A 16308-nucleotide genomic window follows, 5' to 3' on the forward strand; every position below is an offset into this window, starting at 1 on the left:
GGTTGGCTAAGTGCCAACCCTTTTTGTTTGTGATTCACCGAATCCCTCTCCAAAATTAAGTCAACACTTTTCTTTACTAACCCTATCGCGCATAATATGTACTGACGTATAAATGGTGGGTATATGAAGACCGTAGATAGGATTTTGCAAATCGTTAAGCGTGATGGCTCTGTCACTGCGAAACAACTCTCTTCTGAACTGGGTATGACAACCATGGGGGCGCGTCAGCACTTACAAGGTTTGGAAGATGACGGCATCCTGTCGATTCATGATGTAAAAGTCAAAGTGGGTCGCCCGGCCCGCCATTGGTCTCTGACCCAAAAAGGTCACGAACAGTTTGCAGATCGCCATGGTGAGTTGACCATTCAGTTTATCGAAGCCGTAGAGCACATCTTCGGTAAAGATGGGTTGGAAAAAGTCACGTCAGAGCGTGAAAAGCTCACTCTACAAAACTATCAGCAGCATCTAGAACAGTGCGACTCTCTAGAGAGCAAGCTAAAGGCGCTTGTTACTTTACGTGAACAAGAAGGTTACATGGCAGAGTTAGAGCAAGATGAAGACGGTTTTATTCTGATAGAGAACCACTGCCCTATTTGCAAAGCCGCGACACGTTGTCCGAGCCTATGTCAGTCTGAGCTTAACGTCTTCCAGTCACTACTGGGTAGCGATACCAAAATAAAGCGCGATGAGCACATCATCAGCGGTCAACGTCGTTGCGTATATCGAATTCAAGCTTAATATCTCGATTCTCCTCCACTTTATTATGAACTCACACTCTTATTAGTGAGACGACGTTGTAATTCCTTCTATCTCCGTTTCTACATGGATTAAGCTTTTAGTAACTAGGAGCAACATCCAATGGATTTGGAGATAGCCATGCCAAACACCCACAAACCGCAAGTTTTACCCTCATTCGATGAAATGGTAAAAATGGCAGAACGCGATCCCGATGCCTTTGAGCAGTTCCGCCATGATATGGCAAAAGAGATGATCGAAGGTGCTTCAGAGCAGATGCAGCCAAGGTTATGGGCGCAACAAAGCCACATAGACAGAGTCATCCATAACTGTAAAAACCCCAATCACACTAATGTCGTATTGATGAATGAGCTACAGAAACAAGTCGTGAAATTCAGAGAGGCATTACAGGGAGAACCTTCACCGACTCAAAAAGCTGATGTAGTTGAGTTGAAGGCATTTAAAGATAGGGATGATTTTTACTAAGGAATAGGAATAAGGCTCTAGAATCCTAGAACCTTAATTTTAAGCCTAGCGAGCTATACTTACTTCGGCTCGGGACCGTAGTTGTTCTGACCTACCGTGCCTTTCAAGAAACCACACTCAACCAGAATCCATAGGCCACAAATCAGAGAAATAGAAGCAATCATCATTTGCGGTGTTGATGGGTCTTGCGCTGCTGGATTTGTCATTGGCGTTGCAACTCGACCAATGATCAACGGGATGTTTAATGCCAACCAGTAAATCGACTTGTTACGGTCATGCCAACGCTTGGTAGTAATCGCCAAATCCGGGATGAGAAGAATCAACAAGAAGATAGGCAGAAGAATATATGAGAAAGCAGGGAATAACTTACTGATGCCTGCGCCGAAGCCCAGAATCATGATGTAGTAGATGATATTCCACACCCAGTAAGTTTTACGGCCTATACGCCCTTGGAAAGAAAACAGTAATTCTTTAATCGACATCGAAACACTCAACATATTGAAAGTGCGACAACTCCTTGGCCGCACTAAGTAAATCTAGTGTGTCTAATTTACCACCTTCTGGAAGCAATCAATATCCATATCTCGAACATTCACAGTCAAACTGCGAACATGGCTCGCTTGTTCTTGCAGTACCACCATCAGTGATCTCGATAACTCACGTTTTTGCTCTGCACTTCTTCCTGCGAGCAAATCAAAGTTGATATGGATGAAATCAACACTATCGCCCTCTTCTCCGACCAACCAATTGTGGCAACGAAGCGCACGTGACTTAACGGATGCAAGCTCAAACAAACCACAGTCTAAGGCCACTTTGTGTAAGTCTTCCAACAATCCTTGAACATTCACACGCTCATCAACTGAGTTAGAATATTCTAAAACTAAGTTTGGCATTTTGATTCCTTTCTTATTACGGCTAACTTTACCCCGTAGTAATACCAATCTAAGCGGCAATTTCCGAGGAATGGACTATCATTCTGTCTACGCGATCACCAATCGATTGCTTTTGACAAAAATAACAGAACAAATGCAGCACCGACCAGATGAAGAAAGCCGAATAAGACATGACGCCAATCATGATCTGTTCACATTATTCTGTTATATTCCTACGTAGATTTTTTACATTAATAGACTATTTACATTAAAGATAAGGGAGATATTCCTATGCGTCGTCCTGTAGTGATGGGTAACTGGAAACTAAACGGTAGCAAAGCAATGGTAACTGAGCTGCTAGCTGGTATTAATGCTGAACTTGAGGGCGTTGAAGGTGTTGACGTAGCAGTAGCTCCACCAGCTCTTTACATCGGTCTAGCAGAGTGTGTAATCGCAGAAGGTGATAACAAAGTTATCCTAGGCGCACAAAACACTGACCTAAACAACAGCGGTGCTTTCACTGGCGACATGTCTCCAGAAATGCTGAAAGACTTCGGTGCTTCTCACATCATCATCGGTCACTCAGAGCGTCGTGAATACCACAACGAATCTGACGAGTTCATCGCGAAGAAATTCAACTTCCTAAAAGAAAACGGTCTAACACCTGTTTTCTGTATCGGTGAATCTGAAGCTCAAAACGAAGCTGGCGAAACTGAAGCAGTATGTGCACGTCAAATCAACGCAGTTATCGACACTTACGGTGTTGAAGCTCTAAACGGCGCAATCATCGCTTACGAACCAATCTGGGCTATCGGTACAGGTAAAGCAGCAACAGCTGAAGATGCACAACGCATCCACGCTTCTATCCGCGCACTAATCGCAGCGAAAGACGAAGCAGTTGCAGCACAAGTAATCATCCAATACGGCGGTTCTGTTAAACCAGAAAATGCTGAAGCTTACTTCTCACAACCAGACATCGACGGTGCTCTAGTTGGCGGCGCTTCTCTAGACGCTAAGAGCTTCGTAGCTATCGCTAAAGCAGCGGCAGCAGCTAAAGCTTAATTTCGCTTTTTATTAAGCAGAAATAACGAAGGGATGCATCACGCATCCCTTTTTGTTTGCTTACGATCTACTCGGTGAATTCTGTTATTCCAAAGAGCTTAAGTGACATCAGGAATCTACTCACCACACGCGACGAAATCAAACCAGCAAAACAACAGACATATCCCACGAGAATCCCGTCATTCCGAAGAGCCTAAGCGACATCAGGAATCTACTCACCACATGTGTCAAACCCAGAACAACGAAAAACGACTTACATCAAAACAAAGAACCTAATCGCACTTCCGGTTATTCCCACTCAATTCCATCCAACCAACTCTATTCGCTTACCCTGCCCTCTGGATATAGTATCTATCTATGCTTGTTCAAGGAGGAGCAATCGACATGACAACACCAATATCAGACATCGCCAATGTGATTCACCATGGCGGAAAACATACCGTCACGGGCTCTTGTCATGAATTGAAACTGCCTAGCGGTAGCGTCTTGATCGATTGCGGACTCTTTCAAGGCAAAGACATCCATTTTGGCAATCGCAAAGCATCATTGGATATTGAATTTCCCGTTAAGCACATCAAAGCATTAGTCCTGACTCATGCTCACATCGACCACATTGGACGCCTACCTTGGTTACTTGCTGCTGGATTTAAAGGCCCCATTTACTGCACCAAAGCAACAGCCGAGCTGGTACCGCTCATGCTAGAAGATGGATTAAAGCTGCAACTGGGTTTGAACTACCATCAGCGCCAACAAGTCCTCAATGTCATTAAAAAACAGCTAAGACCCAATGACTACCAACAATGGCTACCACTTGGTAAACAATGTTATCTGCGCTTTCAACCTGCGGGGCACATTCTTGGTTCCGCTTACGTAGAATTCAAACTCCCCAATAATGAAATCATCGTGTTTTCCGGCGATCTAGGTCCACCCAATACCCCGCTCTTACCCGATCCGAAACCGCCAAAGCGTGCCGACTATTTGTTCATCGAATCCACATACGGTGACAAAGAGCATGAAGACATTGCCACTCGAACTGAGCGCTTGAACACCATTATCGATCATGCACTACAAGATGGCGGCGTTATTCTGATCCCCGCTTTCAGCGTAGGACGTACGCAGGAACTGTTATTCGATATTGAACAACTGATTCACCAACGTGACTTGTCGTCTTCTTTGCCAATTATCCTAGACTCACCACTCGCCAAAAGAGTCACTAAGACCTACCGCCGTTTCAAAAAGTTGTGGGGGAAAGAAGCGAAGCAAAAGCTCAACAATCATCGTCATCCCCTCGCCTTTGAACAATGCATTACTGTGGAAAGCCATAGAGAGCATCAAGCACTAGTGAATCGACTAGCCTCCACCGATGAACCTGCAATTGTCGTCGCAGCATCCGGTATGTGCGAAGGCGGAAGAATCGTCAATTACTTAAAAGCACTCTTACCGGACGAGAGAAATGATGTGCTGTTCGCAGGTTATCAGGCTCAAGGAACCTTAGGTCGAGAAATCCAATCAGGCAGCCACACGGTGGATATTGATAACCAACCAATCGAAGCCAACGCACAGATCCATACCATCTCTGGATATTCTGCGCACGCAGACCAAAGCGATTTATTGAAGTTTGTTACTGGAGTTCCGAAACAACCAAAAACCGTGCATTTGATACATGGAGAGAAAGAAGCAAAACAAGAGTTGGGGAAGATAATTGAGGAGGAAGGGGTTGAGGTGGTTTATTAATAACAAAAACGAGGCTTTCGCCTCGTTGGGTATTTATTTGTTGTAAAAATCTTTATACCAAGACACAAACTCAGCAACGCCTTCTTTGACCGTTACCTGTGGCTTGTAACCTATTGCAGCAAATAGATCTTCTGTATCGGCATAGGTTTGATAAACATCCCCAGGTTGCATTTCGCGGAAGTTTTTCTTTGCTTCAATACCAAGTTCATCTTCAATGGCTTTGACAAAACCCATAAGATTGATTGGAGAGCCGTGACCAATGTTGTAAACAGAGTAAGGCGCAGAACTGCTTGCCGGAGTACCGTCCTCTACCGTCCAGTTGTCATTGCGAGTTGGAAGTACATCCGCAATACGAATCACACCTTCAACAATGTCGTCGACATGAGTGAAGTCACGCCACATATCGCCATTGTTGTTGATGTCAATGGTGTCACCGTCAAGGATTTTCTTAGTAAAAATAAATGGTGCCATATCAGGCCTACCCCAAGAACCATAAACGGTAAAGAAACGTAGACCTGTTGTTGGAATATCATATAGATGAGAATAGCTATGAGCCATTAACTCATTAGACTTCTTCGTCGCAGCGTATAATGATACAGGGTGATCAACACTATCAGAAGTCGCAAACGGCACCTTTGCATTCAGACCGTAAACTGAGCTCGAAGAAGCGTAAACCAAGTGGCTCACTTTGTTTTGACGACAGCCTTCAAGGATATTCAAATGACCGACTAAGTTTGAATCCGCATAAGCATGTGGGTTCTCTAATGAGTAACGAACTCCAGCTTGTGCCGCCAAATGAATAACGCGTTCAAATTTCTCCGTCGCGAACAACTGCTCCATCGCCGTACGATCTGCGATGTCCACATTAACAAACTTAAACAATGGATTTTCAATTCGAGCAAGTCGAGCGTGTTTTAAGCTTACATCGTAATAATCATTTAGATTATCGATACCAACAACTTCATGACCTGCTGCATTAAGCTTTTCTGCTGTTGCGCTGCCAATAAAACCTGCAGCACCAGTCACCAAATATTTCATATTCTAAAGTCCTAATGAAAGAAAAAGCCAGTCAATAACGACTGGCTTACAGGATTAAATTCTTATCAATCACTACCAAAAAGATCTCGTGTATATACCTTCTCAGCAACATCAGCAAGTTCTTCCACCATACGGTTAGAGACTATCACATCTGCTTCTTGCTTAAATTCAGCGAGATCTTTGATTACACGTGAGTGGAAAAATTCTTCTTCTTGAAGTACCGGCTCGTATACCACAACCTCAATACCTTTAGCTTTGATGCGCTTCATAATGCCCTGAATAGAAGAGGCACGGAAATTGTCAGAGCCAGCCTTCATAATCAGACGATATACACCTACAACTTTTGGTTGGCGGCTAATAATCGAGTCTGCGATGAAATCTTTACGAGTGCGGTTTGCATCCACAATCGCACCAATGATGTTATTTGGCACTTCTTGGTAGTTCGCAAGCAACTGCTTGGTGTCTTTTGGAAGACAGTAACCACCGTAACCAAATGATGGGTTATTGTAGTGATTACCAATACGAGGGTCTAACCCCACACCTTCAATGATCTGGCGAGCATCCAAACCGTGCGCTTCCGCGTAAGAGTCTAGTTCGTTGAAGTACGCGACACGCATAGCAAGGTAAGTGTTAGAAAATAGCTTAACGGCTTCCGCCTCTGTTGAGTCAGTAAAGAGCACTTGAATATCTTCTTTTACTGCGCCTTCAACTAGCAAACCGGCAAACATCTCTGCACGCTCGCTACGCTCACCTACGATAATACGAGATGGATGCAAGTTATCATAGAGCGCTTTACCTTCACGAAGGAACTCTGGAGAAAAAATGACGTTCTCACAGTTCAATTCCTCTTTTATACGCGCGGTATAACCCACAGGCACAGTGGATTTAATTACCATTACCGCGTCTGGGTTGATTGCCATCACATCTTTAATGACCGCCTCAACTGAAGAAGTATTAAAATAGTTGGTTTGCGGGTCGTAATCCGTAGGGGTTGCAATCACCACATATTCAGCATCTTGGTATGCTTGTGCTTTATCTAAGGTAGCAACAAAATTTAGTGTTTTCGTCGCAAGAAAGTGTTCAATTTCAGCATCCACAATAGGTGATTGCTTATTGTTTAACATTTCCACTTTTTCTTCAATGATGTCTACAGCAACCACTTCATGATTTTGAGCTAACAACATAGCGTTAGAAAGCCCAACATAGCCGGTCCCCGCAACTGCGATTTTCATGGATTAATCCTTCATTTTATTTTTGCTAAAGAATATCAGAATTTGGGATAAAGGTCATAGGGTTGTTAGGGCCTAAATCCTAGGTGGAACATGTTGGAAGCTTGTGCATTTCATTATGTAATTAGAGATACTTTGGAATACCGAATACGGGGCGCTTCGCATTCTGATGAAGTGACGACGTTGGTCGCTTTCAAGGTATTATGATTTGCATTAGCATAAAATCTAAACAGAGAGACACAATGACAACCATCATATTCGACCTTGCTAGTGTTATCCATCACGGTGGTAAACATACTGAGACGGGATCTTGCCATGATGCTAAAGCTTTCTCTCGGAAGTATTTTGGTTGGTTGTCGGCTTTTCCAAGGAAAGGATATTCAGTTTGGTGGGCGTGATGCTTCACTGAATATTGAGTTCTCAATAAGACAGGTGAAAGCCCTAGTATCGACCCATGCGCATATTGACCATATTGGGCGCTTGCCTTGGTTGCTTGCTACTAGCTTTAAAAGCCCTATCTATTGCACCAAGGCAACAGCTGAGTTAGTACCGTTAATGTTGGAAGATGGACTAAAACTGCAACTTGGGCTCAATTACCTTCAGCATCAAAAGGTACTCAATGTTATCAAAGAACAACTCAAGCCCTGCAACGACCAACAATGGCTGCCCTTAGGTAAACAGCACTATTTGCGCTTTCAACCTGCTAGCCATATTCTTAGTTCTGCATGTGTGGAGTTCAAACTGCCCAATAGTGAAGTGATTGCCTTCTCAGGGGATCTTGGCCCTAGTAATACACCATTACTGCCCGATCATAAATCACCAAAACAAGCCGACTATTTGTTTAGTAAATCCACTTATGGGAACAAACAACATGATAATGTTTCTACACGTACTCCACGCTTAAACTATATTATTGATCATGCACTTAAAGACGATAGTGTGCTCCTTATTCCTACGTTCAGCGTTGGGAGAACTCAAGAACTGCTTTTTGATATCGAACAGTTGATTCACCAGTGTGACTTGCACTCCTCTCTAGCTATCATTTTAGACTCTCTCCTCGCTAAGCAAGTCACCAAAACCTATCGACACTTTAAAAAGCTCTGGAGCACAGAGGCAAAAAACAAACTGCATCATCAACGCCACCCTCTCACTTGAGCAATGCATTACGGTGGATAAGTACCGAGAACATCAAGCGTTAGTGAACCGCCTTGCCTCAACGGATGAACCTGCTATTGTCGTTGCGGCATCTGGCATGTGTGAGGGCGGCCGCATTGTTAACTATTTAGAAGCGCTATTACCCGACGAAAAAATGATGTGCTGTTTGCAGGCTATCAAGCAAAAGACATTAGGGCGAGCGATTAAGCAAAGAGACCCAGCGATATCCATTGATGAACAGCGTATTCTAGAGAATGCTCAAGTACACACCATGTCTGGTTACTCGGGCCATGCAGGCCGAGCGGATTTGCTGCGTTGTATTTTAGGCATAACAAACCGAAAGCCGTGCACTTGATTCATGGAGAAAACAGTGCGAAGCGGGAGTTGATTGAGCAGAGTGGGGATAAGGTTATTGATTGATAGCGTTTTAGGTTTCTGGGGCCTAGAGGGAGTTTGTTGGTAGTTCATCGGTTTTCAAGGGCTTTGGTGGTAGTTGCGAGATACGGAATTTTAACGCTGCCGTTTCAAATTACCATTGAACATCGTCTTTCTAGCGAGCGTTAGCGAGACTAGGAATCTTATAACCACACACTGATAAGTTACTACTTTCAACGCATCGAGAGCGAATATTCTTGCAGTCTATTTCATCACTATTGGCGCTGACTTTAGCACGAGAAATACCGTCTGAGTAAGATAGCTTTCAACTATATGATGAGAATAGCGTAACGACTCACAGCCGTGTTACAAATCCGATCTTTTGGAATGGTTGCATTTAGGCTAGAATCATCGCGTTATAACTAAAATTAATTTGTTGGCAGTTTATGTTTCTAGAGCTTAGTTTTATCTTCTTTTCTTCTTTTGCCACGCTTTTCTTAATGCGTAAAGTTGCAAAAAAAAATCGGTTTGGTCGATAAACCGAATGCGAGGAAACTTCATGATGGTGCTGTGCCGTTAGTTGGCGGCATTTCAATCTGTTTAGTTCTCGCACAGTACCTAACATTTAAACCTGATACGATTGAACACAGTTGGTTATACCTATTGTGTATTTGTACCTTGACTGTTATCGGTGCCATTGACGATAAGGTCGATCTTAGTTTTAAAATCCGCATGGGTGTTCAAGCTCTGCTTTCTATTGTGATGATGAAAGTCGCAGGCATTGAGCTACATAGCCTTGGAGATATGTTCGGCTTAGGCCAGATATCTCTTGGTTGGCTCGGCACCATTATTACCATTTTTGCAGTCATTGGCGCTATCAATGCATTTAATATGGTGGATGGCATTGATGGCTTGCTTGGTGGCTTGTCCATTGTCACCCTTGGCGCGTTAGCTTATTTGTTGCAAGTGGATAGCCAACACGGAGCCGCGTACCTATGCATCGTGATTATCGTAGCGATGCTACCTTACATTTTTATGAATTTAGGGATTTTAGGCCGAGAACGAAAGGTTTTTATGGGGGATGCGGGGAGCATGATGATTGGCTTTACCGTGATTTGGTTATTGCTTGGTGTTAGCCAGAGGGAACAAACTGAACCGCTAATGCGCCCAGTCACTGCATTATGGTTAATTGCTCTACCTTTAATGGACATGACAGCGATCATGATCCGTCGAGTACGACGCGGAGACTCACCATTTAAGCCGGATCGAGAACACTTACACCATATTTTCCAGCGTTTAGGGCTAGGGCCAAGACAAACCTTAGTCGCGATATGTACCATTGCGTTAGCATTCGCTTCTTTTGGTATTTACGGGGAAACCACCAACGTCCCTGAAGTAGTCATGTTCGGTTTGTTTATTACTTGTTTCTTTGGTTATGCAATCTTACTTGCCTACGTTTGGCGCATCACAAGCTTTCTGCGTAGCAAATTTAATAAAAGCGCCAAAGAGCAAGGATCTAGTGCGTCCTAAATTCAAGTAACTAGACCTGACAACTCTCGAGTGGTTGTGTCCAGTTAATCCTACAAATGAAATCACTTAGATACCCGTTCTCAGGAGCGCTCCCTTTCTAGCATCCCCAAGTAACATGAGGGTTTTGGTTCAGCGAGAGTTACTTGGTTTACGGACGAAACAACCTTTTAAAATCTAAACTTTCTAAATTAAGAATTGTTTCATACAATGAGCGACAACTAGTTGCCAGTCTCGGCTCTTCTATACAACTGAAAGACTGACCAATCGATTTGTTGATCTTATTTAGAAAAACGCAAAATAAAAATGCCAGCCGCGCTACCTAACTGGCACTCTTAATCGAAAAGCTCATTATGCTGTGATAACACTTTAAATAAAGCTCACTTTTCTATCATCGAACTTACACAATCTAATTAGGATCAAAAAACATATGATAAAGTTGATAATTAGTCTCGTTTGACATTTTTTCGTTAAAATGATTACTGTCCCGTAAAATAAATTCGTTATTTATCTCAGTCAAACATCGCGCTTTATCACACAAGCGTTGATGCGTATCAATCAAATTAATTTCTGAGCTTGCCTTACGGACAACCTCTTTCCAAACAAGATCTGCTCGATTAAACACTTTATCTACTGGTAGCCCAAGTCTTATATCAAAACCACATCCCTTAAACATAAGATCAGACTCGATAGAGAACAAGCATGCAACTGGATCACCATCAAATGACGGGATATCCCTTAAAAAATCAATATCATAATCACTAGAAAGAAGAAGTTTGTTTACATTGCTAACCAAATACTCGACATCGTCAATGTTTTTTCTGTGTAAGCGATAAGCAAAAACTATTTTATTAATGTCAAGGTACTTAGCTAAGCTTTGAAATGAACTCCATCTTTCATTCAATACGTCTGGTTGTAAAGACACTCGGTATATCGTGCCCTTATTACCAGACTTATAAATTGGAAGAATATGACGAGAATGGCTATCACCGACGATTAGCGTAGCCCCTTCTTCGACGCCACGAGAGATAGTGAAAACCTTAATATCCTGATAGATTTCTTGCGACAAAAAATACTCACTGTCCGTCATCACTTCAACCGATGCATAGTTGGATAATGTTTCAGGGGTGCGATATGAGGCACCATTTGTAATTACAATAGCAAATACTACAATGACAGAGAAGACTGAACATATATTACCGACTGTACGCCTTTTCTCAAGAAAATAATATGAAATAGTTCCAACAAAAATACTAGTAATAAGTAGAACTATAGACTCAAAAAAACCCAAATGGGCATTTCTAAGATAAATACGTTCGAAAGCTATTATTGGCCAGTGCCAAATATATATCGAGTAACTCCAATCCCCAAGCCTAAGAAGCAATGAGTTAACTACATTAAATGGTGTTATATCCGATTTCATCAAAATCAGAGGAATTACTATAAAAGGCAACAGAATGATGGCATAGTTTGGCCAAATTTTTTGTTCTATATCATCCCAGTAAAAGTAATAAACGAGAAGTAAAGATACTATAGAGACCAATAGTAACCCTTTATCCGAACACATAATTCTTTTTCTTTCAAGAGATATCGTGAAAGAAAGAAAGAATAAAAACAGTCTAGGGATAGGATCCAAATAGTTTATCGAGAAAAATGTTAACGACCACAACAAATATGCTAAAGAAAAAATAGTAACTACTATCGAGAATAGTTTCACTTTTTCTCTTGGCAATACAAGCAATGCTAAGAACACCAAGATATAAGCAAGAAACTCATTACCTAGTGACCAGGTATGCAAAAGAGGTTGGTATATAGAATCTTGATCAAAATAGCCAGTATTAAAGATAAAATAAAATTGACTCGAGAAAAATAAAGAACTTAAGGATGATAACGCCAGATTATAATATTCTCCTGGCAGTAACAACAAGTAGCCCAATATTAGCGATGTAATAACCACCGCCGACATGGCTGGTAGAAGTCGCTTGATACGGGCCTGAATAAAGCCTAATGCGTCATACTTTGGTAAAATTAACGGCATCAAAAATCCAGATATCAGAAAAAAGATATCCACACCTAAATATCCAAACTTAAAAGCTTCGATATCCAAATGAAATAGGAGAACAAGGAGTACCGATACTCCTCTGAGAATTTGAATATTTCTATTAATCACAGTAAAACTCTTAATAACCACTAAAGAGAGAAAATATTTATATAGTTTTAGCGAAACTTAGAGTAAACCCATTTTTTAACCATCACAGGTGATAATCTCAATGCGAACAACAAAAAGCTAAATAAGTAATTAGTTATAGACATTAATCCCAACTCTCTAATCGCATAAATCCTTGCATTAAAGTCATTCTTTGCTTTCTTAACACCTCGTCGAGAATGAAACTTTTCATCAATCCGAAATTTAAGCAATGGTTCGTTAATATTAGCAAGTTTGAGCCCAGATCTTATAGCATCAACCCACAAATAATAATCCTGAGTGTTTTGTAATTCATCTTTATATTTAAGATTATGCCCTTCAAACACATCTATTCTAAACATGACTGAAGGGTGATTAAATGGACAACGCTTCACTATGTTATTGACTAGAGAGTTGTGTTCACTCGGCATCTTCTTATAAAAGTCAACGGTTCCATCTTCAGAAAACTCAATCACATCCGAACCAACAATTGAAATTTCAACATTCGAGTTAAGAAATTCTACTTGTTTCTCAAAGCGTGTCGGGAAAGAAATATCATCAGCATCCATTCTAGCTACAAAGCTATAATCTTGCGTTTTTAAAACCTTATCAATAATCTGGTTAAGCCTAAATGCTAGCCCCAAATTATTTTCGTTGAAATTAACAAAAACATTTGGCTCATCATGATATAATGATAAGTATTCCCTCACGTCATCGCTTACAGGGCCATCGACTTCGACGTACAAATCAACATTAGTATACGTTTGTGATAAGATACTTTGTACTGCCTGTTGTAAAAAACACAATTTATCAGTTTTATATACTGACATTGCTACCGCAACTTTCATCTTTATCAACTACCTAAGAGCTTTCTTTATAAAATAAATCATGTATCGTTTAATCTTAACTCTCAAGCTTTCGATTCTTGGTTTATAAGATTGTCCAATTAAAGGGCTTTCGTTAATAACCTGCATTGACTGGCCATTAAACTTAAGAGACAAATTTAGGTTCGACTCTAGTTTTTCAAACTCAAAATCACTGAGAGCACGAGCTGTGTAGTCATTATTACTAAGTACTGGTGTACTCAAATCCTTAAGATCAACGAACTCAGGAATCATATTATCATCGAGTTTCACATAATGCTCTCGTGCTACAACTTTATCATGTGAAAAGTCTAGCTCGACAAGTAGTCCTTCTTTGTTATATTTGCCTTGATAATACTTATCGATATCGTTAACCATAAAATTATTAAATAAGAAATTACCCAAAGAATAGTAAATCAACTTATCTTTATAAGTTTCAAAAGCTTGAATAGTGTGTGTATGAGCTCCTATTATAACATCAGCACCAAGTTCAATGATTTTTCTTGCTATCGAAGCTTGATCATACGTTGGGAAAAATTCATTTTCCTTTCCCCAATGGGGCAAGACAACAATATGGTCAACCAAATGCCTTATACCTTCAATGTCTTCTTTGACATACTCGTAAATTAAAGGAGATGGTCCTCCTGTAGAGTTGTTAGCATAAGATTCAGAGTTAGACGATATACAACAGTAACTTAAAACTCCAACCCTTTTACCGTTGTTCTCTATTATCTGTGGTTCTCTTGATTGATGTAAGTTACCTCCAGCGCCGAAGAACTTTTTATTACGATTAACTAGACTTTCAATAGTTTCATCTAAACCTTCCTTACCCTGATCTAGTATGTGATTATTAGCGAGATTGAAGTAATCACAAAAACTGTAGAAGTCAAATAAATTAGATTGATTAATCAAAGAGTATTTATTTTTATTTTCTCGAATAACCTCTGATAACAGAGGCGCCTCTAGGTTACCTATCACTTTCCCTTCATAATCATTAAGGAAATGATATAGTTTAGTATTCTTAAATTTTTCCAAATCATTCTTTGAGTAAGTATCTGTGCAAATATCACCGACAAAAATTATTTTCATAGTTCACCAAATATAAAATCTATAATTGACTTTGCATAAAGCTGTTCAACATCAGCACCTTGACAGTCAGTTATAGTAATATTTCCGTTATTCAAAGAATAGAATTTTTGAGCATTCATTGCAGTTGCTAATCCAAAATGTATAGTTTGATATTCAATGATACTAAAACCCTCTGTGGATTCTGCAACGTCGAGTGATACAAAAGGGACACAAAGAGACTTTCTGGTTTTAAAAGCGAACTCAATAAGCCCTTCACTTGCTGAAGAAGAGTAGTCAAAGTTTCCTGAGCCAGACGCTCGAAAATCATTGTCACGAGTAAACCTTTTCAGGGCGAATGCTCTGTCTCCGAAAACTAATACCTTCCAATCATGTTTTAGGTTTGGGATGAAGTCCTGAATAACAACACGACCGATTTTATCGGGGTACTCACTAGGAAACTTAACAAAGTATTTGATTACTCTTTTAGCAATCTCTCTAACGTTAATTTTTTCAAAAACATAGCTAGACATATTTCTATGTATTGCGCTTTTAAGCTCAGATTTAGATTTTGCAAGTTTAACACCTTGGCTTCCAAATCCAGAATATGGCTTGATCACAGCAGGCAAACTGGATGTGCTATTACTATTTGACGTAGACAAGAGCTTTGCGCTAGGTGTTGCAATACCAGTCCTCGATTTATACATTTCTTGAAAATATTTGTTCTCGTGAGCCAAATAACTATCAATGCCAGGAACGAGAATACCTCCTCGCCTATACACTTCAAACGCAACATCAAATACTGCGCTCTTATACTGTTCAATTTGTGAAGAACAAAAGAAAAATATAACTGATTCTACCTCAATCGTATTAGATGTGAGTTCATTAGCTAAATCGTCAAGCGATATAACCCTCGCTTCTGAAAATGCACCTTGCAGGAATTCTGATAACCTTTCGATATCAAGGCTTACTGTCTCATGAAGCTTTTGTGGAATCTTTCCTGAATAATTTGTCACCAAATATATAATTTTATTAATCAAGCTAATTTACCTCAATATATGATGTGATTCGATACCTATTAACTTGTTAGGTTCTAAATTATTGACATTGTTTTTCGTAAAATGAAAAATGGAACAAATATCAAAACCAATGATTTCATATTGGGATTAACAAAAAACGACTTTGCTGCAAACTGCAATTTTGTGAGTAAAGAGGAAGGTGCTGCTGAGGATGCAACCTTATAGTAAAGACGCGATAAAAACTTTCTAGATGCCTTGTGTTTATTAAAGCGCTTATCGTGTTTAGCCAACAGATAGTTACCCGCAACTAAGTATTTATTGTATTGAGAACTCACTTGTTGACCATTTTCATGGATTGTATATAAAACACCGCACTTATTGTCATGACGAAACTCACAGACAGAAGCCATTCGAATCCAAAGGTCGTAATCTTGCATACAGGCCAAAGATTCGTCAAACCCTTCGACCTGGTAAAAAAATGATTTTTTAACTCCAACTCTCGAAGTAGAACCAACGATGTTTCCGACCGCCAGTAAATCATGTTCATAGCATTCGACAGTTTTTGGCATTACGGTACGTGTTACTATGCCCAACTCGTTGCTCTTGACTATTTGAATACCAGTATAAACGAGGCCAACGTTAGGTGACTCTTGAAACTTCATCAACCGACTTTCAAATGAATCACTAATCACTGCATCGTCGTCATCCAGAAAGAAAATGATCTCTTCCTTAGATAAGGACACCCCAAGGTTTCTGCAATAATTTGCCCCTTTGGAATCATCATGATTAACAATTGTAAGATTAATATTTAATGATGAGTAGATTGATGCATCAAGCTTTTCTCCACCATCATTAATAACAACAACGTCATAAGGAAGTATAGATGAGTACGCTATACTTTCTAGGCATCGTAGTAAGTAAGTTGGTCTATCTTTAGTTGTTACGACTACTGAATACATTAAC

The 16308-nt window shown here is 40.4% G+C and carries 13 protein-coding genes and 2 pseudogenes; 6 read left to right on the forward strand and 9 right to left on the reverse strand.

The window, feature by feature from the left end; genetic code table 11:
* Positions 1–123 precede the first annotated feature (123 nt).
* Complete coding sequence (locus C1S74_RS09605) at positions 124–738, forward strand: helix-turn-helix transcriptional regulator (protein ID WP_045399305.1); 615 nt, start codon at positions 124–126, stop codon at positions 736–738.
* A gap of 120 nt (positions 739–858) precedes the next feature.
* Positions 859–1221 (forward strand): DUF3135 domain-containing protein, encoded by a 363-nt coding sequence (locus tag C1S74_RS09610; protein WP_181136764.1) that lies wholly within the window; start codon positions 859–861, stop codon positions 1219–1221.
* Between the two features lie 59 nt (positions 1222–1280).
* On the opposite strand, the gene C1S74_RS09615 is transcribed toward C1S74_RS09610, so the two are convergent.
* Together C1S74_RS09615 and C1S74_RS09620 are read right to left on the reverse strand one after the other, a co-directional pair.
* On the reverse strand, positions 1281–1703 hold the full coding sequence (locus C1S74_RS09615; protein ID WP_038864882.1) for a DUF805 domain-containing protein: 423 nt from the start codon (positions 1701–1703) through the stop codon (positions 1281–1283).
* Between the two features lie 63 nt (positions 1704–1766).
* A complete protein-coding gene (locus C1S74_RS09620) occupies positions 1767–2114 on the reverse strand; it encodes a 5-carboxymethyl-2-hydroxymuconate Delta-isomerase (protein ID WP_045399308.1) in 348 nt (115 codons plus the stop codon).
* Between the two features lie 270 nt (positions 2115–2384).
* On the opposite strand from C1S74_RS09620, the gene tpiA reads away from it, so the two are divergent.
* The gene (gene tpiA / locus C1S74_RS09625) at positions 2385–3155 is read left to right on the forward strand and encodes a triose-phosphate isomerase (protein WP_038864880.1); all 771 of its coding nucleotides are present in this window, start codon (positions 2385–2387) and stop codon (positions 3153–3155) included.
* Between the two features lie 384 nt (positions 3156–3539).
* A complete protein-coding gene (locus tag C1S74_RS09630; protein ID WP_045399310.1) occupies positions 3540–4889 on the forward strand; it encodes an MBL fold metallo-hydrolase RNA specificity domain-containing protein in 1350 nt (449 codons plus the stop codon).
* Positions 4890–4922: 33 nt separating this feature from the next.
* Here the strand turns inward: C1S74_RS09630 and C1S74_RS09635 are convergent, their stop codons facing one another.
* Positions 4923–5927, reverse strand: coding sequence for an NAD-dependent epimerase (locus C1S74_RS09635; protein WP_045399313.1), 1005 nt, complete (start codon positions 5925–5927; stop codon positions 4923–4925).
* 65 nt (positions 5928–5992) lie between these two features.
* Entirely contained in the window at positions 5993–7159 is a 1167-nt protein-coding gene (locus C1S74_RS09640; protein WP_045399316.1) for a nucleotide sugar dehydrogenase, read from the reverse strand.
* A gap of 239 nt (positions 7160–7398) precedes the next feature.
* Between C1S74_RS09640 and C1S74_RS09645 the strand changes: the two are divergent.
* Together C1S74_RS09645 and wecA are read left to right on the forward strand one after the other, a co-directional pair.
* Positions 7399–8731 (forward strand): annotated as a pseudogene (locus C1S74_RS09645) (MBL fold metallo-hydrolase RNA specificity domain-containing protein).
* A gap of 401 nt (positions 8732–9132) precedes the next feature.
* Positions 9133–10216 (forward strand): annotated as a pseudogene (wecA, locus tag C1S74_RS09650) (UDP-N-acetylglucosamine--undecaprenyl-phosphate N-acetylglucosaminephosphotransferase).
* A gap of 406 nt (positions 10217–10622) precedes the next feature.
* On the opposite strand, the gene C1S74_RS09655 reads toward wecA, so the two are convergent.
* Genes C1S74_RS09655 through C1S74_RS09675 form a run of 5 tightly spaced genes read right to left on the reverse strand, consistent with a single transcriptional unit; the run spans position 10623 to position 16304 of the window.
* Positions 10623–12383: an acyltransferase family protein gene (locus tag C1S74_RS09655; protein ID WP_045399321.1), complete on the reverse strand. Its 1761-nt coding sequence runs from the start codon at positions 12381–12383 to the stop codon at positions 10623–10625.
* Positions 12384–12430: 47 nt separating this feature from the next.
* The gene (locus C1S74_RS09660; protein ID WP_045399323.1) at positions 12431–13246 is read right to left on the reverse strand and encodes a glycosyltransferase; all 816 of its coding nucleotides are present in this window, start codon (positions 13244–13246) and stop codon (positions 12431–12433) included.
* A gap of 9 nt (positions 13247–13255) precedes the next feature.
* Positions 13256–14350 carry a CapA family protein gene (locus C1S74_RS09665; protein ID WP_045399325.1) on the reverse strand — a complete coding sequence of 365 codons (1095 nt, stop codon included), beginning with the start codon at positions 14348–14350 and terminating at the stop codon, positions 13256–13258.
* Complete coding sequence (locus C1S74_RS09670) at positions 14347–15366, reverse strand: ATP-grasp domain-containing protein (protein ID WP_045399328.1); 1020 nt, start codon at positions 15364–15366, stop codon at positions 14347–14349. Before C1S74_RS09670 ends, C1S74_RS09665 begins: the two co-directional genes overlap by 4 nt.
* Positions 15367–15419: 53 nt before the next feature.
* Positions 15420–16304 (reverse strand): glycosyltransferase family 2 protein, encoded by an 885-nt coding sequence (locus tag C1S74_RS09675; RefSeq protein ID WP_045399331.1) that lies wholly within the window; start codon positions 16302–16304, stop codon positions 15420–15422.
* Between the last annotated feature and the right edge of the window lie 4 nt (positions 16305–16308).

The sequence above is a fragment of the Vibrio hyugaensis genome, from assembly GCF_002906655.1.
Taxonomy (GTDB): Bacteria; Pseudomonadota; Gammaproteobacteria; order Enterobacterales; family Vibrionaceae; genus Vibrio; species Vibrio hyugaensis.